This window comes from Klebsiella sp. KTE92, assembly GCF_000398905.1.
Classification (GTDB): domain Bacteria; phylum Pseudomonadota; class Gammaproteobacteria; order Enterobacterales; family Enterobacteriaceae; genus Klebsiella; species Klebsiella variicola.
The window spans coordinates 1236260-1256408 of the sequence record NZ_KB976100.1 but is presented as its reverse complement, the minus strand read 5'-3'; the positions used below and the strand labels follow the sequence as shown (position 1 = coordinate 1256408).

The window sequence follows — 20149 nt, the reverse complement described above, 5'->3', positions numbered from 1 at the left end:
GCTTACTCCTTAATCGCCATTGCCGCACGCAGGCGGTCCGCGAGGATATTGAACGAAATGGAGGTGATAAAAATCATCAGGCCCGGCAGGGCGGCCACCCACGGCTGGGTATAGATTGCCGTGCGCAGCGTATTGAGCATCAGCCCCCACTCGGGCTCCGGCGGCCGCACGCCGAGGCCGAGAAACGACAGGCCGGAGGCGAGGATCATGCACACCGAAATCAGCCCGGTGGAGAAGACGAAGATCGGCCCGAGCACGTTGCCCAACACCTGGACGCGGATAATGGTCAACGCGCTGGCGCCAGTGGCCCGGGCGGCGTCGATATAGTCCATATGTCGCACCTGGGCGGTCACGCTCTCGGCAATCCGCGCCACCTGCGGGACAAACACGAGGGTCAGCGACAGCAGCGCATTGCCGATGCCCGCCCCCAGCGCTCCCGACAGCGCAATCGCCAGCAGGACGGAGGGAAAGGCATAGAACACATCCACGGTGCGCATAATCACGGTATTGGTTTTGCCGCCCGTATAGCCGGCGATAATCCCGATGGCCCCGCCGATAAAAAAGGCGAACACCACCGGGACAATTCCCATAAACAGCGACAGTCGGGTGCCAAGGATCAGCCGCGACAGCATGTCGCGTCCCAGCTCATCCGAGCCCAGCGGGAAGCCGTCGCTGCCGATGGGTTTCAGGCGCAGGAACATCGACGTTTGATAAGGATCTTTGACGATAAGCCACGGACCGAACAGCGCCAGGGCCAGCAGCAGGAGGATCACCACACCCACCACCACCCCGCCGGGGTCGCGCAGTAGGCGGCGCAATACCCCGCGCCAGTAACCTTGCCGGGAAGCGTGGGCCGCTGCGGCCGGAACCGCTTTCGTCGTTGCCGTATCCACCATGGTCAGCTCCTCTTAATACGCGGGTCGAGGGTGGTCTGCAGAATATCCACCAGCAGGTTGAGCAGCACGAAAAACAGCGCCAGCACCCAGATGGTGCCCTGCAGCAGGGGCAGGTCGCGCTGAAAAATGGCGGTATTGAGCAGCAATCCGGTTCCCGGCCAGGAGAAAACGGTCTCCACAAGGATCGAGCCGCCCATCAGATAGCCCACCTGCAGCCCCATCACCGCCAGCGCGGTGGGCGCGGCATTTTTCATGACGTGGACAAAGATGCGCGACTCGTTGAGCCCGCGAGCGCGCAGGCCAACGATAAACTCCTGGCTGAGGATATCGGCCACCTGCGAGCGCACGGTGCGGGCGATAATCCCGGTGGGGATCACCGACAAGGTGAGGGCTGGCAGCAGCATGAACTGCAGGTGCGCCCAGTCCCATTGCCAGCCCACCTCGCCTATCGGCCCGCCGCCGGTGGCCGGCAGCAGCGCGAACTTAACGCTGCAGAGGATCACCAGCAGCATCCCCAGCCAGTAGTGCGGCACGCTAACGCCAAATACCGACAACACCGAGGCCAGACGGTCAATGACGCTGTTGCGAAAATAGCCGGCGACAAAGCCGAACAGGCTGCCGAGGACGAAGCCGATCGCCGTCGCCAGCAACGCCAGGCGCAGGGAGTACGCCACCGCGGTCATCACTTCGTCTATCACCGGGCGGCCGGTGGCGACCGACATACCAAGGTCGCCATGCAGCGCCCGCCACAGCCAGTGGATAAACTGCAGGGGCAGCGGCTTATCAAAGCCGTAAGCCTGCATTAATGTCTGACGCAGCGCCTCCGAGGCGTCCGGCGGCATCACCGACACTAGCGGGTCGCCCGGGGCGATCTGCACCAGCATGAAACAGATCACCGCCACCCCAAGCATGGTGGGGATAGCCAGCAGAATGCGGTATAGCAGCGTATTGATCATCGGTCGCCCCTTTCACGATTACTCTTTTTTGCTCACCAGGCTGAGGTCGATAAACCAGCTCTGCGGTTGCACCACCCCGGTCACCGCAGGGGAAATCGCACGCGGCCCGACGTCGTGGGCGACAAACAGGAATGGCACCTGATCCACCAGCGCGGCGTGCAGCTCACCGGCCGCTTTGTTCATCTCCGCCGGGGTAAAGGCGTGCTTGACGGCGGCGGCCAGCTTCTCCGTCTCCGGAGTGGAGAAGTAACCCCAGTTGGTCGCCACCGGCGGAAACGCTTTGGCGGTCGAGAAGCGGATCAGGCCAAAGTACGGATCGTTAACCGCGGCGCTGACGTTGATCGCATCGATCCCTTTCGCCGACGGGTCCCGGGCGCCCAGGCGCCAGTTGGTAAACAGGGTGTTCCATTCCACCACTTTGATATCCACATTGAAGAAGCAGCTCTTCAGGCTCTGCTGGATATACTCGTTCATCGGCAAGGGCTGCATCTGCCCGGAGCCGGAGGCCGAGGTGGCCACCGTGACGTGCAACGGTTTGCTGGCGCTGTATCCGGCCTCGGTCATTAGCTGGCGGGCGGTGTCCGGGTCATATTTGATCTGGAAGGTGGGTTTGCCATGCCACGGGCTGTCAGCCTCGTAGACCCCGGTGGCCTCGGTCATGTAGCCGCCGAGGTAGCTCTTCAGCTCGGCACGGTTCAGACACAGGTTGGCCGCTTTGCGCACGCGGATGTCCTGCCACGGCGATCCTTTTTCAAAGGAGAACTGCCAGGGCCACAGGTGCGGCTGGGTATTGGCGTAGAGGTGAAAACCCTGAGACTTGATCTGATCGATGGCGTCCGGCGCCGGAGCTTCAATCCAGTCCACCTGCTTCGACAGCAGCGCCGCGGTACGGGCGTTGGCCTCCGGCAAGGGGATCAGCACCACTTTATCCACCCGGGGAATGCGATCTTTGTTCCAGTAGTCGGGGTTTTTATCGAGGATCAGCTGCTGACGCGGCACCAGCTTCTCCAGTTTGAACGGGCCGCTACCCACCGCGTGGGCGGCGAAGGCGGTCCACGCCTGTTTGCTGCGCGCGGCGCTATCTCCCGCGCTGGCCGGCACCGCGTCATACTGTTTCTGCCACGCCGTCGGCGAGACGATAAACAGGTTGGTGATGTTGTACGGCAGCAGCGCGTCTGGTTCCGAGGTGGTCAGCGCCACAGTGTGGTCGTCAAATTTCTCTGCGCCGGTGAGGGTCGGCATGCGCGACAGGGTGTTGCCGATCTGCCCCGGGGCGTACTGCGGCGCCGCTTTATTCAGCACCTTATCCACGTTCCAGACGATGGCGTCGGCGTTCACCTCCGTCCCGTCATGGAACCTGACGCCCGGACGCAAGGTGAAAATCCAGCGGCTGGTGTTCTGCGGATCGATGTGCCACTCGGTCGCCAGCCCCGGCACCAGACCGCTGGGCTTTTCACCTTGCGACAGATCCCACTCCACCAGCGCGTCGTACAGCGGGATGCCGGTAAAGCGGTTGCCCTCATAGCCTTGATCCGGCTGGCCAAGGGTTAACGGAATATCCGCGGCGGTCATGGCGATCCGCAGCGTGGAGGCGTTGGCAGGTAAGGCGGCGCCCGCCAGGGCCAGTGCGCCGCTCACCGCCACGGCGAGACGACCGGCACGCGAAAATAACGTCTTTTTGTGCATCACATGATCCCTGTTAAATAAAGTGTCACGGATTAACAGGCAAAATGCGTACCAGCTCTTACGCGGACGAAAATAGGCCAAAACCGACCGGTAAAATAAGAAGGGCTTATATTATCACCATGATAATTATGGGAAAATAATTGCACCTTATTCCGCCGCACCGCCAGCGGGAAATATGTTGCAGAATTGCACCAGCCGCTATATGGCAAATTTCAAATAATCACTCTGCGTCACTTTTTATTCATCCCCCGTCCGCCGCCGCCGCGTATTCTCCGTCGGGATCAATCCCTTCTATACTTCAGGGAACACATCGACCGGGAGAGACTATGCCTTTAGCCGATTTTCACCGCTCCGATCCTTTTACCCTCGGTATCGAACTGGAGCTGCAGGTGGTGAACCCGCCGGGTTACGACCTCAGCCAGGATGCCTCGACGCTGATTGCCGACGTCCAGCATCAGCTGACCGTGGGAGAAGCCAAACACGACATCACCGAGAGCATGCTGGAGATCGCCACCGGGGTGTGCCGCGACATCAGCCATGCCCAAACCCAGCTCAGCGCCATCCAGCAGGCGGTTCAGCGCGCGGCGCTGCGCCATCATCTGCAGATCTGCGGCGGCGGTTCGCACCCCTTTCATGCCTGGCAGCGCCAGCAAATCAGCGACAATCCGCGCTATGTCAAAACCGTCGAGCATTTTGGCTATCTGGCGCAGCAGGCCACGGTCTTTGGCCAGCATGTGCACGTCGGCTGCCAGAGCGGCGACGACGCCCTCTATCTGCTGCACGGCCTGTCGCGCTTTGTGCCGCACTTCATCGCCCTTAATGCCGCCTCGCCGTGGTTTGACAGTACCGACAGCCGTTTCGCCTGTTCACGCCTGAACCGCTTCTCCTCCTATCCCGACAACGGTCCGATGCCGTGGGTGGCAGACTGGCAGGGGTTTCGTCGCCTGTTCCGCCAGCTGAGCTACACCAGCATGATCGACAGCATGAAGGATCTGCACTGGGATATTCGCCCCAGCCCGCAGTTTGGGACCGTCGAGGTGCGGGTGATGGACACTCCCCTGACCCTCGCCCAGGCGATCCATATCGCCGGCTTTATACAGACCCTGGCCTGCTGGCTGTTGACGGAGCGCCCTTTTAAGCACCAGCCTGATGATTATCTGCTGTACCCCTTTAACCGCTATCAGGCGTGCCGCTATGGGCTGGACGGGACCCTCACCGACGTGCGCAGCGGAGAGCAGCGCAGCATCCGCCAGGAGATCCTGCAGCTCGCCGACCGGCTGGCTCCCTTCGCCCATCAGTTGAAGGCGACGGCGGCGCTGGAAGCGGTGGTCCGCCAGGCGAAATCGCCGCACAGCGAAGCGCAGCAGATGCGCGACTTTATCGCCAACGGCGGTTCGCTTTCCGGCCTGGTGCAAAAACACTGTGAGATTTGGGCGGCATAAGGCAGCGAGGCGGGTATACTCGGCGCAGACCATAGAAAGGACTGCCCATGTTATTACGTTGCCTGCTCCCCCTGGCGCTGCTGCCCCTGGCCGCCGTCGCCAGCGCCGCCTGTACCCTCACCGACCCGAAGCTGACCCTGCAGAGCTATCGGGTGGATGCGCAGAAAGAGCGCATTGCGATGTACTGGCAGGATCGGCACGGCAAAGCGTGGGGTTCCCTGCGTTCGCTGCTGGCGGGTATCGATGGCGACGGCCGGGTGCAGATGGCGATGAACGGCGGCATTTACGATAAAGCCTACGCGCCGCTGGGGCTGTATATCGAAGACGGTAAACGGCTGACGCCGGTAAACCGTTCCGCCGGCGGCGGGAACTTCTTTATCCGCCCCGGCGGCGTGTTCCTGGTGGCGAACGACCGGGCGAAAATCGTGCCGCTGCCGGCGTACAAACCCTCTCCCGCCATCCGTTATGCGGTGCAGTCCGGCCCGATGCTGATTGAGAATGGCGTCATCAACTGGCGGCTGAAGCCCTCAGCCAGTTCGCGCAAGCTGCGTAACGGGGTGGGTATCGATAAGCAGGGCCGGGTGGTGTTTATGCTCAGCGATCGCGAGACCAACTTCTATGATTTTGCCTGCTATGCGCAGTCAAAGCTTGGGGTGCGGCAGATGCTCTATCTCGACGGCACCCTGTCGAAGATGTACCGCAAAGGCGGCAGCGTGCCGTGGCAGTATCATCCGTTCGTGACCATGATAACGGTGGAGAGGAAGTAGCGGGCGCCCGGCACAAAAGCGGCGCCGTGCCCGCCGTCCTTACCCGTTCACCAGCGAAGGACTACCCTTTTCTGCCAAACGCAACGTGAACGGAAAATTCCCCCTCACCCTAACCCTCTCCCACAGAGAGAGGGGAGCGCCCGGCAGACGCTGTTGCTCCGGTATACACAGCGGGGCCACGGAGAAAGGCACATACAATTTTTAACGGATATATTCTGATCGCTATGGTTTGGCCTCTGAAAACTACGGGCGTGCAGCGGGGCCGATTCCCGCTGAAATCGGCGAACCGGAGGTCGGCAGACAAGGGCTGGCCGCCACGGAGGGCGGCCAGAGGCGATTCGAGACACGACGTCGAGTTGAGCCGACCGCAGGCGGACGACCGGGAGGTGAGCGTAGTGCGCAGCACCGATTTCTCTGCGGGACCGGGGGGATTGTAAAGGGGGAGACGGTTTTCTCCCCCTTTACCCGTTCACCAGCGAAGGACTACCCTTTTCTGCCAAACGCAACGTGAACGGAAAATTCCCCCTCACCCTAACCCTCTCCCACAGGGAGAGAGGACCGCCCGGCAGACGCTGTTGCTCCGGCAGATAAGGCCAAACGCGACGTGAACGGAAAATCCCCCTCACCCTAACCCTCTCCCACAGGGAGAGGGGATCGACAGGCAGACGCTGTGGCGCAACGCTTACCCCCGCCGATGCGCCCACTCACGCATACGCTGAAACAGCACATACAGCGACGGGATAAACAGGATGCCAATCATCGTCGCCACCAGCATCCCGCTGAATACCGTGGTGCCGATGATCCGCCGGCTCTGCGCCCCGGCGCCGGTGGCGAGCATCATCGGCATAATGCCGATAATAAACGACACCGCGGTCATCATCACCGCGCGGAAGCGGCGGGTGGCCCCCTCGCGCGCAGCGTCAACTATCGACAGCCCCTCCTCGCGCCGGCTGCGGGCGAATTCAACAATCAGAATCGCGTTCTTCGCTGCCAGAGCAATCAGCAGCACCAGCCCTATCTGAACATACACATCGTTGGCATAGCCCGCGGTCCACAGCCAGAGCAGCGCTCCGCCGATGGCGAACAGCACCGAGAGCATGACGCTCGCCGGCAGCGTCCAGCTCTCATACTGCGCCACCAGGAACAGCCACGCCATCGCTACCGCCGCCAGCACGATCCACACCGCCTGATTGCCGGTCTGCTGCTCCTGCCAGGAGATCCCGCTCCAGGCATAGTCATATCCCGGCGGCAAATGGGCCTGCAAAATCTGCTCCATGGCCGCCATCGCCGTGCGGCTGCTGACCCCCTCGGCCGCTGAACCGCTCACTGAAACGGACGGGAACTGATTGTACTGCTGAATAAACGGCGCCCCCACCATCGGCGTAATGGTGACCAGATTGCTCAGCCGCACCCGCTCGCCGTCGCGGCTGCGGACGTACAGCTCGCTAATCTGCTCTGCCCGCTCGCGCCACTGCATCTCATTTTGCATCACCACATGATAGACACGATTGTTACGGCTGAAATCGCCGGCGCGCGTGCCGCCGAACGCCGTCTGCAGGCTGCTGAAAATTTGCGCCACCGGCACATCCAGCAGCGCCGCCCGGTCGCGGTCGACCGTCAGGGTCAGCTGCGGCACGTTGCTGCTCCAGGTGGTAAACACCCGGCTCAGTTGAGGATGCTGGTTCGCCAGCTGGAGGATCTGCCGCGTCACCTGCTCCAGCTCCGCCGACGGCTGACCGGCCTGCGCCAGGATGCGCAGATCAAACCCCGAGGCATTGCCCAGGCCCGGCAGGGTCGGCGGCGCGAAGGTCATGATCGTCGCCTCGGGTAGCGACAGCAGCTGGCGCTGAATATCTGCCATCACCGCATCCAGCGGCGGCCGCTGGTGCCAGTCTTTGAGCATCACCGAGATAAATCCGCCATTAGAGGCGCTGGTGCCGTTGAGAATGTTGAAGCCGGACACCTGAATCACATCCTCCACCGCCGGGTTAGCCATCAGCAGCTTGCGCGCCTGGGCCATCACCGCTTCGGTACGCTCCAGCGACGCCGCCTCCGGCAGCTGCACGCTGGCAAACAGGTAACCCTGATCTTCCTGCGGCAGGAAGCCTTTCGGCATCGAGGTGAAGCTGAACGCCACCAGCGCGCCTGCCGCCACCGTCGCCGCCAGCGCCAGCCAGGGACGGCGGTTCATCCAGCCCACCAGCCGGCCATAGCCGTCGCGGGTGCCGTCGAGAAGACGGTTAAACACCCGCCACACCGCCGCTGGCCGGGCGGGACGCGGGCGCAGCAGCAGTGCGCAGAGAGCCGGCGTCAGGGTTAGCGCCACCAGGCTCGACAGGGCCACCGCGGTGGAGAGCGTCACGGCAAACTGCCGGTACAGCTCGCCGACGATCCCCGGGAGCAGCGCCACCGGCACAAATACCGCCAGCAGCACCAGGGTCGTGGCGATCACCGGCCCGGCGATCTGCTGCAGCGCCTGGGCGGTGGCCTGCAGGCGATCCAGCCCTTCCGCCATTTTGGTTTCCACATTCTCCACCACCACAATGGCGTCATCCACCACCATCGTCAGGGCGAGAATGATCGCGAACAGGCTGAGGGTGTTGGCGCTGTAGCCCAGCAGATAGAGCACCGCAAAGGTGCCGATCAGTGACACCGGGATCGCCAGCACTACGATCAGCGTCGCTCGCCAGCTCTGCAGGAACAGCGACACCACCACGACCACTGCCAGCAGGGTCAGCGCCAGCGAGACGCCGATCTCTTTGATCGTCGCCGCCACAAAGCGGGTGGTATCGAACTTCACCTCCCAGGTGAGATCCGCCGGAAAGCGAGTGTGCAGGCGGTTAAGCTCCGCACGCACTGCGCTGGCGACCTGCAGGGCATTGGCGGTGGGCGTCGGGTAGATCCCCAGATAGGCCGACGCTTTACCGTTCAGCTGCGCGCCGGAGCTGTAGCTGCGGGCACCCAGCTCAATGGTCGCCACGTCAGCGAGGCGAACCAGCTGCCCCTGCGCGCCGCGGCGGAGGATAATCTCGCCAAAGCTGGCCGCCTCGTTCAGACGCCCCAGCCCGTTGATGGTCAGCGTCTGCTGCTGGCCGTTGAATACTGGCGGGGTGCCCACCTGCCCCGCCGCGCCCTGCACATTCTGCTCGCGCAGCGCCTGGGCAACGTCATCCGTGGTGATGTTGAGCGCATTCATGCGGTCCGGACGCAGCCAGATGCGCATACTGTAATCCCGGGCGCCAAACATCTGCACCTCGCCGACGCCGGGCAGGCGGGCCAGCGCCTCGCGCACCTGGATGCTGGCGTAGTTACTGACAAACAGCGGTGACAGCGTGCCCAGCGGCGAGTAGAGGCTCACCCCCATCAGCAGGTTGCTGGCGCGCTTGCGGACCTGGACGCCATTCTGCTGCACCTCCGCCGGGAGCTGCGCCAGCGCCTGCGCCACCCGGTTTTGCACGTCGATCGCCGCCAGGTCGGCATCGGTGCCCGCCGCGAAGGTAATGCTCAGGCGGTACGTTCCCTCATCCGAGCTGGTGGACTCCATATACAGCATATGATCGACGCCGTTGAGCTGGGTCTCCAGCGGGGCGGCGATGGCTTCCGCCACATCTGACGCGCTGGCGCCCGGCCAGCTGGCGCTGACGTTCACCACCGGCGGGGTGATCGCCGGGTACTGCTCCACCGGGATCAGCTTCAGCGACACCGCGCCGACAAAGGTCAGCAGCAGCGCGATCACCATGGCAAATCGCGGACGACGGATAAAAAAGGTCAGCATCCCTTCTCCTTACTTAGTTCAGCACCTGTACCGCGGCGCCTTCGCGTAAACGCTGCGCGCCGTCGGTGATCACCTGCTCGCCCGCCTGCAGCCCTTTCTCAACCGCAAACTGCTGCCCCTGCTGCCCCGCGAGGGTCAGACGACGCTGCCCGGCGGTGTGGTCCGGCTTCAGCACCCAGCTGAAAAAGCCCTGCGGATCCTGCTGCACGGCGGCGGCCGGGATCATCACCCGCGACTGCAGTTCCTGCGGACGGAACAGGATCGTTACGCTGCCGCCCGGCAGCAGACGGTGCTGCGGATTGGCGAACTCCGCCCGCACCGCCACGCTGCCGGTGCGGGCGTCAATCCGGTTATCGATGGAGGTCAACACCCCATCGCGCCGTTTGCCATCAACCTCAATCTGCGCCAGCCACGCCTGCTTCAGGGCGTGGATGTCGGCGTGCTGGCCGGTTTTGCTGAAAAACGCGGCTTCGTCGAGGGCGAACGACACCCGCACCGGATCCAGCTGCACAATGTCCACCAGCACGCCGCTGGATGGGTTAATCAGCGTCCCGACGTGAAAGGCGCTGTGCCCCACGCGACCGGTCACCGGCGCCGCAATCCGGGTGTAGCTGAGCACAATCTGCTGGGCCTCGACGCGGGCTTTCGCCTGCTGCACGGCGGCGGCGGCGACGTCGCGCTGCATCCGGGCCGTGTCGACGTCGTTGCGACTGATGGAGTGGTTGTTAATGAGCCGCTCGTAGCGAGTGAGCAGTTGCTGCGACTGACGTAATGAGGCTTCGGCGCTTTTCAGCTCGGCCTGCGCCAGGGCCAGGGCCGCGCGGGGCTGCGCGTCGTCGAGGGTAAACAGCAGGTCGCCCTCGGTAACATACTGGCCATCCTGGAAGTGGCGCTGAACTATCACCCCTTCGGTGCGCGCGCGAATGTCGACGGCGCGGATCGCCTCGACCCGTCCGGGGATGGCGCGTTCTTCAGCATGAGGCGCCAGTTCAACCGTGGCGACGCGGACCGGCACCGCCGGCGCGGCGGTCGCCGTCAGGGCGCCGCCGGCCAGACCGCAGGCCAGCAGAGCAAAGCGGAAGGTTTTAATCATAGGGGGATCCTTGCGAAAGTAACGCGCGCCTGCAGCGAGGCGCGCGAGATCAATCAAGCCGTTTTGCGGAACCGGCGCGTCAGGCGCTTCTCAACTTCCACCACCAGGAACATGGCGACGCCGATGACCAGGGTGATAAACCAGTAGCGCAGCGGCAGCGCTTCCGTACCAAACATGCTCTGCATCAGCGGGACATAGATAATGACCAGCTGCATCAGCAGCAGGACACCGGTCACCAGCCAGATGCCTTTGTTGCGCAGCAGACCCATGCTCAGGGAGAAGCTGTCGCTGCTGCGGCAGTTGATCATGTAGACCCACTGCGCCGTCACCAGCATCTGCAGCAGCACGGTGCGGATAAACTCCGGACTGTGGCCGCGCGGCGCCAGCCAGGCCTCAAGGATAAAGGCGGCAATAGCAATCATAGACCCGACAAAAGCCACTCGCCACACGGCGAAGCCATCCATCACGTGCTGGCCGGTTTTGCGCGGCGGGCGGTTCATCACGTTGCGCTCTGCGGCTTCAAAGGCAAGGCCGAAGGAGAGCGTCGCCGACGTCGCCATGTTCATCCACAGGATCAGCACCGGGGTCAGCGGAATCATGTTCCCCGCCAGCAGGGCGATGATGATCAGCAGCCCCTGCGCCAGGTTGGTCGGCATGATGAAGAGGATGGTCTTCTTCAGGTTGTCATAGACCCGACGGCCCTCTTTTACCGAGCTGGCGATGGTCGCGAAGTTATCATCGGTCAACACCATGTCAGCCGCCTCTTTGGTGACTTCGGTACCTTTGATACCCATGGCGATACCCACGTCGGCCTGGCGCAGCGCCGGCGCGTCGTTGACGCCGTCTCCGGTCATGCCGACCACTTCGCCGTTATCCTGCAGGGCTTTCACCAGGCGCAGCTTATGCTCCGGGCTGGTACGGGCAAAGATGTCGTACTCCACCGCCGCCTTCGCCAGCGCCGCATCGTCCATGTGCTCCAGCTGGTAGCCGGTCATGGCCTGGCTGCTGTTGGTGATCCCCAGCATCTGGCCGATGCTCATCGCCGTCTGCGGGTGGTCGCCAGTGATCATCTTCACGCGGATCCCGGCGGTCTGGCAGGCGTGGATGGCGTCAATGGCTTCCGGACGCGGGGGATCCATCATCCCGGCGATGCCGAGGAAAATCAGCCCCTCCTGCAGGTCCTCATGGTTGAGGGTGGTGGCATCAAGGCTGGCAGGCTTACAGGCCGCCGCCACCATGCGCAGTCCCTGACGGGCGAAGCGCGCCATCTCCTCTTCCCAGTACTGCGCCTCGAACGGCACCGCGCCGTGGCGGCTCATCTGCTCGCGGCACATGGCGAAGATAACGTCCGGCGCACCGGTGATCAGCACCCGGGCCTCGCCATCGATGTGCTGCAGGGTCGACATATATTTGTACTGTGAGTCAAAGGGGATCTTGGCCACCAGACGGGCCTCCACCGCCGGGAGTTGCGCTTTCGCCGCCAGCACCTTCAGCGCCCCTTCGGTCGGCCCGCCGGTGATCCCCCACAGACCGCGCTCATCCTGGGTAAGCTGGCTGTCGTTACACAGGTCGATGGTGCGCAGCCAGGTCTCCAGCACGGTGCCGGGCTGAACCTGCACGGGCTCGTCGCTCCCCTCAAGGAAGATCCGTCCCTGCGGCTCATAGCTGTCGCCTTCCACCCGGTAGCAGCAGTCTGCCGTGATGATCGCTTTGACGGTCATTTCGTTCATCGTCAGAGTGCCGGTTTTATCCGAACAGACCACGGTCATGGCGCCGAGAGTTTCCACGGTCGGCAGCTTACGAATAATCGCCCGCTTGCGCGCCATCGTCTGCACGCCCAGCGACAGAATAATCGAGATGATCGCCGGCAGCCCCTCCGGTACCGCGGCCACCGCCAGGCTAATCAGCGACAGCAGCAGCTCGCCCATCGGGATATCCCGCAGCGCGAGGCTAAAGATAAACAGCGCCACCATCATGGCGAGGATAATGACAAAAATCGCTTTGCCGAGCTTATCCATCTGCACCAGCAGCGGGGTACGGTGCTTCTCAATGCCCGCCATCATCTGGTTGATATGGCCGAGTTCGGTCTCCGCGCCGGTGGCGGTCACCACGCCGATGCCGCCGCCAGCGCTGACGGTGGTGCCGGAGAAGACCATGTTCACCCGGTCGCCCAGCGGCAGGTCGCCCTCCAGCGCGTCGGTGATTTTATCCACCACCGTCGACTCGCCGGTGAGGATCGCCTCTTCCACCCGCAGGTTGTGGGTTTCAATCAGGCGCATATCCGCTGGTACGCGGTCGCCGGCGCGCAGGATAACGATGTCCCCTGGAACCAGGTCGCGCGTCGGGATAGTCTCATGTTTGCCGTTACGCTGGACGCGGGCATCGCTGGAGAGCATGTTGCGGATCCCCTGCAGGGATTTTTCGGCGTTGCTCTCCTGGATATGACCGATCAGGGCGTTAATCACCGTCACGCCGAGGATCACCAGGGTATCGACCCAGTGCCCCATAATGGCGGTCAGCGCCGCAGCCGCCAGCAGCACGTAAATCAGTACGTCGTTAAAGTGGGCGAGAAAGCGCAGCCAGCCCGGTTTACCCTTCTTTTCCGGCAGGGCATTCGGACCAAAGGTATTCAGGCGCTCGGCGGCGTCTGCGGAATTTAACCCAGCGGCCTGGCTTTTTGTCTGCGCCAGCACTGCGTCAACGGTCTGCTGCCAGACCTGCCGTGGCGCGGTGTCGCCCGAGGGCGTCGTAAACTTTGGGTTATTCATCTTGGTCAAATTACATTTTCCTTATAAATTCCGTGAATCGGAAAGCCTGAAATCATTCCTGGCCAATGAAGTAAAACGTGGCTAAAAAGCCGGTAAAAATGTGATCCAATATGCGCCTAAATTTTTCGCAAAATACGAAATGTGTGATAAGTTAATTCACAAGATAAATATTACAGAATATTAATAAACCAAAACTAAACGAGGTTAAATATGTTTGGAATCTACCGAGGACGCCGTCTGGTGCTGTACATCCTGCTGGCCATCATTGTTGCCACGCTGGTGGGATATAGCACTTATAGTTTTGTAAAAGCGCTGGCATAATAATGACGTTAATTTACATCCGGCTGCAATTAACTTAATTACAAATTATTTCAGATTAATTAACATGAGAGCGAATGGCAGGCAATAATATTTAAAATAGCCGTGTTATAGAGAGTAAAAAAACAAAGCATATTGCGTTAAGCATTATTTTACCGGACAATATGTTTTTTAACTGATGATTAACATGACATGAAACATCCGCTGGAAACGCTTCTCTCCGCCGCCGGGATCTTACTGCTGGCCCTGCTCTCCTGTCTGCTGTTGCCCGCGCCTTCGCTGGGCCTGACGCTGGCGCAAAAGCTGGTTGAGACATTCCATATGATGGATCTCAACCAGCTCTATACGGTGTTGTTTTGTCTGTGGTTCTTAGCGCTGGGCACCCTTGAATTTCTGGTGCTGCGCTGGGTGTGGCGTCGCTGGTTCTCCCTCGAACGGTAAACCAGGAGAGCGCGCCTCAGTGGGCGCGGCTGTGGTTTTCTTTGCGGTAGGCGCCCGGCGGCTGGTTGAAGGTCCGGGTGAAGACGCGGGTAAAGGTCTGTTGCGAATCGAAGCCATACTTCAGGCAGATATCGTAGACCCGCTGATCGGTGTCGCGCAGATCGCGGGCGGCCAGCAGCAGCTTCCTTTCACGAATATAGCGCCCAAGGCTCTCTCCCTTGTACTGTAAAAACAGCCGTTGCAGATGCCATTTCGAATACCCGGCATGGCGAGCGATATCATCAATACGCAGCGGTTGATGCAGGTTGTCATCAATCCACTCGACGATAGTGTCAATCACCTGAGCGGAAATCGTCATATGCTCTCTCCTCTGAAACTGCACTGGCGCTTAGCGCCACCAGGCGTTAAATGATTGCGTCTTATCGGCGACCCACAGCGGCTCGCCCTGCATAGGCGTCAGCAGACGCCAGGCCCTTCCTTCGCTGGCAGCCGCCAGCCGTTGATACGGTTCATCCCAGCTGTGTTTCGCCAGAACAAACCGTCCTGCATGACCAGGCAGCACCGCGCGGGCGCGCAGGTCGTCGGCAGCCTGAGCCGTTTCATCCGGCATCATGTGAATATATTTCCAGTCCTGGTCATACTGCCCGTTCTCCATGATCGCCAGATCAACCGGACCAAATTCATCACCAATCGCTTTGAAGTGCGGCCCATAGCCGCTGTCGCCGCTGTAATAAATTTTTTGCTGCGGGGTGACGAACAGAAAACTGGCCCACAGCGTCTGGTTACGCTTCAGTCCACGGCCGGAAAAGTGCCGCGCCGGCAGAACGTGAACGGTGAATTCATCGCTGACCGGGATCGCCTGCTGCCAGTCCGCTTCGGTAATCAGCGCCCCGTCCATCCCCCAGTAGCGCAGATGCGACCCGACGCCCAGCGGCGTAATGACCCGCTTAATTTTCGGCAGCAAGGCGCGGATGGTGGCGTAATCCAGATGGTCGTAGTGATCGTGGGAGATGATCAGCAGATCGATGTCTGGCATCCCTTCCGCCCGCCACGGATAGTCGCCGGGAAAGGCTTTATTGATAAAGGAGAACGGCGCCGCGTAATCGCTGAACACCGGATCGATCAGGATACGTTTTCCTGCCAGCTGCAGGTACCAGGAGGAGTGGCCGAGCCAGACCATCACATCCTGCCCCAGGGGCAGCGTCGCCAGGTCGGTCTTCACCAGCGGCAGCGGCTGAGCGGGACGGGCGTTTTCCCGTTTGGTCATCAGGAAATCCCACCACGCCGCCAGCATATTTTTCTGCCCGGTGAACCCTGGCGTGGGCAATTGGTTATGGAACTGGCCGTCCCGGTAGTGGGGAGACGCTTCCACCTGGCTAAGCTGTGCCCCCTGCGGCGCCTTACCAAAACCGGCATTGAGGACAAACGGCAATGTCGTTGCTGCTGCGAGTAACATGATGGCGACCACGCTAAAAGTGACACGGTTCATATCCTGACCAGACAAAAGCCCCCATCCCGGAGGCTTTGTGATATAACTTGATTATGAGTGAGTACGCACTCATTATTAGGAAAGTGATGAAAGTCGTCAAGACGATTTTCAATTTTTGCGTTCCGCCGTTGCAGCGACCTGGTCAGACGTGCAAAGATCGGCGGTTTGTTTAAACCTGCGTGAGGAAAAAAGTAGTGGCTCGTCCAAAGAGTGAAGATAAAAAGCAAGCGTTACTGGAAGCTGCCACCGCGGCTTTCGCCCAGTCCGGCATCGCCGCCTCGACGTCGGCCATCGCCCGCAGCGCTGGGGTGGCCGAGGGGACGCTGTTTCGCTATTTCGCCACCAAGGATGAGTTGCTCAACGAGCTGTACCTCGCGATTAAGCTGCGCCTGGTGCGCACAATGATCGCCGGGCTGGATCCGCACGAGAAGCGCCCGAAAGAGAACGCGCGCAATATCTGGAACAGCTATATCGACTGGGGCGTGCGCAACCCGATGGAGCACAAGGCGATCCGCCGGATGGCGCTCAGCGAGCGCATCACCGACGAAACCCGTCGCCAGGTAAAAGAGAGCTTCCCGGAGCTCAACGAAATGTGCCAGCTGTCGGTGAAAGAGATTTTTCTCAGCGAGGCGTACCGCGCCTTTGGCGATGCCCTGTTTCTGTCGCTGGCGGAGACCACCATCGAATTCGCCAGCCACGATCCGCAGCGCGCCCGGGAGATTATCGCCCTCGGCTTTGAAGCCATGTGGAACGCCCTGCATGAGGCGGACGCCTAATGACCCCCGAGATGCTGCATCCCTGCGCTCATCGTATCGCCCTGACCTACCCGTTTACCGAGCACTGCTGGCCTTTTGGGCCAGAGTACGACGTGTTTAAGGTCGATGGCCGTATCTTTATGATCACCATGACCATTCGCGGCCGGGCGCTGGTCAACCTGAAGGCTGAGCCGCAGAAGTCGCTGCTCAATCAGGAAATTTATCGCAGTATCGAACCGGGCTACCATATGAACAAGAAACACTGGATCACGGTGGTGCCGGGAGAGGATATCAGCGAGGATCTGCTGGCCGAGCTGATTGACGATTCGTGGCATCAGGTGGTGAACAAGCTGAGTAAAAAGGCCCAGCAGCGCCTGCGTCCGCGCTGATTTTCAGCCAAATGCGATAAGTGTTATCGCATTTTTCACCCTTATCATTTGGCGATCTTCGCTGTACTCTTCCTCTCCTTAACGCACCGGTAAGGTGCTGTAAACTGTGAGGAAGAGTTATGGATATCGTATCGGTCGCTTTAAAGCGCTATTCCACCAAGGCCTTTGACGCCACGAAAAAGCTGACTGCCAGCGAAGCCGAACAGCTGAAAACGCTGCTGCAGTACAGCCCGTCTAGCACCAACTCCCAGCCGTGGCACTTTATCGTCGCCAGCACCGATGAAGGGAAAGCTCGCGTAGCCAAAGCCGCCAGCGGCACCTACGTGTTCAACGAACGCAAAATTCTCGACGCCTCGCACGTGGTGGTGTTCTGCGCGAAAACCGCGATGGACGACGCCTGGCTGCAGCGCGTGGTGGATCAGGAAGAGGCCGATGGCCGTTTCGCCACCCCGGACGCAAAAGCCGCTAACCACAAGGGTCGTACCTTCTTTGCCGATATGCACCGCAAAGAGCTGAAAGATGACGATCAGTGGATGGCGAAGCAGGTGTATCTCAACGTCGGCAATTTCCTGCTGGGCGTAGCGGCGATGGGCCTCGACGCCGTGCCGATCGAAGGGGTTGATTTTGCGATCCTCGATGAGGAGTTTGACCTGAAAGCCCAGGGCTACACCAGCCTGGTGGTGGTCCCGGTTGGCCACCATAGCGTGGAGGATTTCAACGCTACCCTGCCGAAGTCGCGTCTGCCGCAGTCGACGACCATTACCGAGATTTAATCTCTCCGCCAGGCGCCTTTCACCGGGCGCCTCTGGTGCTGCTTGTTATTGCCGGGTGGCGGCTACGCCTGACCCGGCCTACATAACAATGTATATCATATAGTTACCTCTCACCGTAGGCCCGCGCAAGCGCAGCGCCGCCGGGCAGCGGGTGCGGAGCGGCTTTTATGCCGGGCGGCGGCTCACGCCTTGCCCGGCCTGGGGTTCGTGCGACCTGTTGGTGATTTACCCACTTGCGCGACTGAAACTGCCGGTTTCTCCCTCTCCCTGTGGGAGAGGGCCGGGGTGAGGGCAGCAGAGCGCACCCATTCACTGTTCCCCGGAACCGTAGCCCGATGCGCCGTTGTTTTGTCGGGTGGCGCTTCGCTTACCCGACCTGGGGTCCGTGCGGCCTGTCGTTAATTTGAGCCGGTAAGTGAATCGCCACCGAGGGCGTTAGTAAAGTAAAATTTGTGGGTGCTTTATTCCACAGGCTAACGCGTATCGCGTTAAGGTATCCAGACTGGCGCGGGTGATATTGGCTTCCATTCTGGAGACCGTCGGCGCACTCACCCCCATCCTCTGCGCCACCTGGGCTCGGGTCAGCCCCGCCTGCTCGCGCCATTGCGCCAGCATAGTACTTAATCGCTGTTGACGTTCTTGCGCATCGAACGCAGCCTGAACCTCAGGCTGGCTAAGCAGTTCTGTTTTTAACGTATCCCAGTCAATGATCTTTTTACTCATTGCGCATCTCCTCTAATCGCTTCAGCGCCAGGCGAATTTCCGATGACGGGGTTTTTTGCGTTTTCTTGACAAAAACCCGTAGCAGAAAGAGCGTCTTGCCTTGCTGAAAAACATAGATCCCTCGCCCCTGTACCGAACCTAACGCACGAATTTCAAATAGCCCCTGCCCCAGCGGTTTACTGTCAGGTTCTCTCAGCGCGGTGGGATTTTGGCGTAACTTGTCTATTTGCCGGATCATCTTCGCCTGGACAATGGGCGGAAGCGCCTGCAATTCCTTTTTAACGTCCACATGCACAACCAATCTGAACATCAGACTCCCTTCTTCTGGAGGTTAGCATAGAAGACAAATTGCCTTAAAGGCTAATCTTTGAGATACCCGGCAAGCCTATGCTCATTTGCAGCCAATCGCAGAAAAATGTGCTGAAACTGGAATCAGGGACGAAAAAAGGCCGCGACTGAGCGCGGCCTGAGGGGTTAGCGTTCTCAACGCGAGCTTATTTTTTCTCCACCTGCCCTTCGCCGGCGTGCCAGATGCGCTCGGCATAGCGGCCAATCACCGCCAGCGAGACGGCAAGGATCAGGAAAAACAGCACTTTGTGCATCCCGTTCCAGAAAAACTCAAAGAAACGGGTATAGAGATTGATCGCCAGGAAGGTTAGTCCGAAGCCGCGCAGCATTCCGTCATCGGTTTTCAGGCTGATAAAAATGCAGACGCCGGCCGCTACGGCAAACAGCAGCCCCCACGGCAAGAGTCGCGCCTGGCTCACCTGGTACCAGCTGTCTGCGTCGTAATTGCCGAAAATCGACAGGATCCACAGCGCAATAAACAGGTACGTGAGGCCCATCGCCTTGCTGACGGTAAACAGCTGCCGCTGGCGAAGCAGGGATTGCGCGCCGTAGCAGAGCGCCAGCAGCGCGCCGCCGAACAGGACGAAGCGAATCGGGTAGTTCATGCCCAGCCAGTAGGCGCCCCACCCCGAGACGTAGCCGGTTTCCGCGCCGAACCAGTTGCCCAGCGCCAGCAGAAAAAAGAGCCACACCAGCCCGGAGCGGGCAATATAGCCGATGGCGCCGTAAATCACGCATCCGGCCAGAAACAGCGGTGCGATATGGCCGCTGCCGTTATCCAGCCGTTCGCCAAGCTGCCATAGCGACACGGCGGTAAAGACGACGCCCAGAAACAAAATCGCCTCGGTGCTGTAGTGCCACTGCCTCTCCCGCCGCTGGCGGCGAAAACCCCAGCCGTAGCAGGCGACCGCCAGCAGCGCAGGCAGCAGGATCCGCGTCAGCGCCGAGTGGCTGAACAGGCTCAGCAGCCACGCCACCAGCTCGCTGTCGGCAAACAGGCTGCCCAGAGCAATCAGCACGCAGGCCAGCGCGGTCCAGAAGGCGTAGCGGCTCAGGCGCCGCCAGTCGAAGGGGGAGACGCGCAGCGTGTGCGCCAGCCGCTGACTGTCCGACGGGGTTAACTCCCCGCTGGCCTGCCAGGCGTTCAGCGCGCGCTGAATAATGCGCTGCTCTTTTCGGGTTACGTTCATAGGCATTCCTTGAGACTGATGACAAACCTGTTCGCTAATGTGCTCGCCTTTCTGCCGGGCAGCAGCTGTCGCCTTTCCCGGCCTACTTAACCATTTATATATCAGATTGTTACCCCTTACCGTAAGCCCGCGTAAGCGCAACGCCGCCGGACGATGACAGCGGGCCTGGAGCCGCATCTATGCCGGGTGGCGGCGTACGCCTTACCCGGCCTACAAACCCAAATCACCGCGGGTCCTGGGGCTGCTGAAACTGCCGGTGCTGGCGGCCTCAACATCGCTGAGACGTTCCCGGCAGGCCGGGGCAGCCCGCATGGATGCGGGCTGAGGGCCGTGTTTTGCA

17 protein-coding genes are annotated in these 20149 nt (G+C 60.8%); 6 read left to right on the top strand and 11 right to left on the bottom strand.

Annotated features, from left to right (window positions below):
- Nucleotides 1–2: 2 nt before the first annotated feature.
- The 3 genes from A1WC_RS19200 to A1WC_RS19210 are packed head-to-tail and all read right to left on the bottom strand — an operon-like array spanning nt 3 to nt 3538.
- Entirely contained in the window at nt 3–896 is an 894-nt protein-coding gene (locus tag A1WC_RS19200) for an ABC transporter permease (RefSeq protein ID WP_008805546.1), read from the bottom strand.
- A gap of 2 nt (nt 897–898) precedes the next feature.
- On the bottom strand, nt 899–1852 hold the full coding sequence (locus A1WC_RS19205; protein WP_004178910.1) for an ABC transporter permease: 954 nt from the start codon (nt 1850–1852) through the stop codon (nt 899–901).
- 18 nt (nt 1853–1870) lie between these two features.
- The gene (locus A1WC_RS19210; RefSeq protein WP_016160443.1) at nt 1871–3538 is read right to left on the bottom strand and encodes an ABC transporter substrate-binding protein; all 1668 of its coding nucleotides are present in this window, start codon (nt 3536–3538) and stop codon (nt 1871–1873) included.
- A 326-nt stretch (nt 3539–3864) separates the two neighbouring features.
- On the opposite strand from A1WC_RS19210, the gene A1WC_RS19215 reads away from it, so the two are divergent.
- Both A1WC_RS19215 and A1WC_RS19220 read left to right on the top strand, forming a co-directional pair.
- The gene (locus A1WC_RS19215; protein ID WP_008805544.1) at nt 3865–4980 is read left to right on the top strand and encodes a YbdK family carboxylate-amine ligase; all 1116 of its coding nucleotides are present in this window, start codon (nt 3865–3867) and stop codon (nt 4978–4980) included.
- A 47-nt stretch (nt 4981–5027) separates the two neighbouring features.
- Nucleotides 5028–5747, top strand: coding sequence for a phosphodiester glycosidase family protein (locus A1WC_RS19220; RefSeq protein WP_016160442.1), 720 nt, complete (start codon nt 5028–5030; stop codon nt 5745–5747).
- 682 nt (nt 5748–6429) lie between these two features.
- On the opposite strand, the gene A1WC_RS19225 is transcribed toward A1WC_RS19220, so the two are convergent.
- The 3 genes from A1WC_RS19225 to A1WC_RS19235 are packed head-to-tail and all read right to left on the bottom strand — an operon-like array spanning nt 6430 to nt 13392.
- The gene (locus tag A1WC_RS19225) at nt 6430–9522 is read right to left on the bottom strand and encodes an efflux RND transporter permease subunit (protein ID WP_016160441.1); all 3093 of its coding nucleotides are present in this window, start codon (nt 9520–9522) and stop codon (nt 6430–6432) included.
- A 13-nt stretch (nt 9523–9535) separates the two neighbouring features.
- Complete coding sequence (locus A1WC_RS19230) at nt 9536–10615, bottom strand: efflux RND transporter periplasmic adaptor subunit (protein WP_016160440.1); 1080 nt, start codon at nt 10613–10615, stop codon at nt 9536–9538.
- Between the two features lie 53 nt (nt 10616–10668).
- Nucleotides 10669–13392 (bottom strand): cation-transporting P-type ATPase, encoded by a 2724-nt coding sequence (locus A1WC_RS19235; protein ID WP_016160439.1) that lies wholly within the window; start codon nt 13390–13392, stop codon nt 10669–10671.
- A 501-nt stretch (nt 13393–13893) separates the two neighbouring features.
- On the opposite strand from A1WC_RS19235, the gene A1WC_RS19240 reads away from it, so the two are divergent.
- The gene (locus A1WC_RS19240; RefSeq protein ID WP_008805539.1) at nt 13894–14142 is read left to right on the top strand and encodes a DUF1158 domain-containing protein; all 249 of its coding nucleotides are present in this window, start codon (nt 13894–13896) and stop codon (nt 14140–14142) included.
- A 16-nt stretch (nt 14143–14158) separates the two neighbouring features.
- Here the strand turns inward: A1WC_RS19240 and A1WC_RS19245 are convergent, their stop codons facing one another.
- Together A1WC_RS19245 and A1WC_RS19250 are read right to left on the bottom strand one after the other, a co-directional pair.
- Nucleotides 14159–14500 carry a RamA family antibiotic efflux transcriptional regulator gene (locus tag A1WC_RS19245; protein ID WP_002893035.1) on the bottom strand — a complete coding sequence of 114 codons (342 nt, stop codon included), beginning with the start codon at nt 14498–14500 and terminating at the stop codon, nt 14159–14161.
- A gap of 30 nt (nt 14501–14530) precedes the next feature.
- A complete protein-coding gene (locus A1WC_RS19250; RefSeq protein WP_162493283.1) occupies nt 14531–15646 on the bottom strand; it encodes an MBL fold metallo-hydrolase in 1116 nt (371 codons plus the stop codon).
- A gap of 179 nt (nt 15647–15825) precedes the next feature.
- Between A1WC_RS19250 and A1WC_RS19255 the strand changes: the two genes are divergently transcribed.
- The 3 genes from A1WC_RS19255 (at nt 15826) to nfsB (ending at nt 17548) form a co-directional block, all read left to right on the top strand.
- Complete coding sequence (locus tag A1WC_RS19255; protein ID WP_012968754.1) at nt 15826–16407, top strand: TetR/AcrR family transcriptional regulator; 582 nt, start codon at nt 15826–15828, stop codon at nt 16405–16407.
- Nucleotides 16407–16775: an MmcQ/YjbR family DNA-binding protein gene (locus tag A1WC_RS19260; RefSeq protein ID WP_008805536.1), complete on the top strand. Its 369-nt coding sequence runs from the start codon at nt 16407–16409 to the stop codon at nt 16773–16775. The genes A1WC_RS19255 and A1WC_RS19260 overlap by 1 nt, the downstream gene beginning before the upstream one ends.
- A gap of 119 nt (nt 16776–16894) precedes the next feature.
- Nucleotides 16895–17548, top strand: a complete 654-nt coding sequence (gene nfsB / locus A1WC_RS19265) for an oxygen-insensitive NAD(P)H nitroreductase (RefSeq protein ID WP_012542524.1) — start codon at nt 16895–16897, stop codon at nt 17546–17548.
- A gap of 435 nt (nt 17549–17983) precedes the next feature.
- On the opposite strand, the gene A1WC_RS19270 is transcribed toward nfsB, so the two are convergent.
- From A1WC_RS19270 to A1WC_RS19280, 3 genes are all read right to left on the bottom strand, one after another.
- Nucleotides 17984–18271 carry a helix-turn-helix domain-containing protein gene (locus tag A1WC_RS19270; protein WP_016160438.1) on the bottom strand — a complete coding sequence of 96 codons (288 nt, stop codon included), beginning with the start codon at nt 18269–18271 and terminating at the stop codon, nt 17984–17986.
- Entirely contained in the window at nt 18264–18581 is a 318-nt protein-coding gene (locus A1WC_RS19275) for a type II toxin-antitoxin system RelE/ParE family toxin (protein WP_012542526.1), read from the bottom strand. The genes A1WC_RS19270 and A1WC_RS19275 overlap by 8 nt, the downstream gene beginning before the upstream one ends.
- A 184-nt stretch (nt 18582–18765) precedes the next feature.
- Nucleotides 18766–19809: a DUF2157 domain-containing protein gene (locus A1WC_RS19280; RefSeq protein WP_016160437.1), complete on the bottom strand. Its 1044-nt coding sequence runs from the start codon at nt 19807–19809 to the stop codon at nt 18766–18768.
- Nucleotides 19810–20149: the final 340 nt, after the last annotated feature.

Coding starts and splice junctions, on each gene's coding strand:
- A1WC_RS19260 (WP_008805536.1), top strand. CDS start 16,407: ATGACCCCCGAGATGCTGCATCCCTGCGCTCATCGTATCGCCCTGACC.
- A1WC_RS19280 (WP_016160437.1), bottom strand. CDS start 19,809: ATGAACGTAACCCGAAAAGAGCAGCGCATTATTCAGCGCGCGCTGAAC.
- A1WC_RS19215 (WP_008805544.1), top strand. CDS start 3,865: ATGCCTTTAGCCGATTTTCACCGCTCCGATCCTTTTACCCTCGGTATC.
- nfsB (WP_012542524.1), top strand. CDS start 16,895: ATGGATATCGTATCGGTCGCTTTAAAGCGCTATTCCACCAAGGCCTTT.
- A1WC_RS19230 (WP_016160440.1), bottom strand. CDS start 10,615: ATGATTAAAACCTTCCGCTTTGCTCTGCTGGCCTGCGGTCTGGCCGGC.
- A1WC_RS19270 (WP_016160438.1), bottom strand. CDS start 18,271: ATGAGTAAAAAGATCATTGACTGGGATACGTTAAAAACAGAACTGCTT.
- A1WC_RS19225 (WP_016160441.1), bottom strand. CDS start 9,522: ATGCTGACCTTTTTTATCCGTCGTCCGCGATTTGCCATGGTGATCGCG.
- A1WC_RS19245 (WP_002893035.1), bottom strand. CDS start 14,500: ATGACGATTTCCGCTCAGGTGATTGACACTATCGTCGAGTGGATTGAT.
- A1WC_RS19210 (WP_016160443.1), bottom strand. CDS start 3,538: ATGCACAAAAAGACGTTATTTTCGCGTGCCGGTCGTCTCGCCGTGGCG.
- A1WC_RS19220 (WP_016160442.1), top strand. CDS start 5,028: ATGTTATTACGTTGCCTGCTCCCCCTGGCGCTGCTGCCCCTGGCCGCC.
- A1WC_RS19200 (WP_008805546.1), bottom strand. CDS start 896: ATGGTGGATACGGCAACGACGAAAGCGGTTCCGGCCGCAGCGGCCCAC.
- A1WC_RS19275 (WP_012542526.1), bottom strand. CDS start 18,581: ATGTTCAGATTGGTTGTGCATGTGGACGTTAAAAAGGAATTGCAGGCG.
- A1WC_RS19240 (WP_008805539.1), top strand. CDS start 13,894: ATGAAACATCCGCTGGAAACGCTTCTCTCCGCCGCCGGGATCTTACTG.
- A1WC_RS19205 (WP_004178910.1), bottom strand. CDS start 1,852: ATGATCAATACGCTGCTATACCGCATTCTGCTGGCTATCCCCACCATG.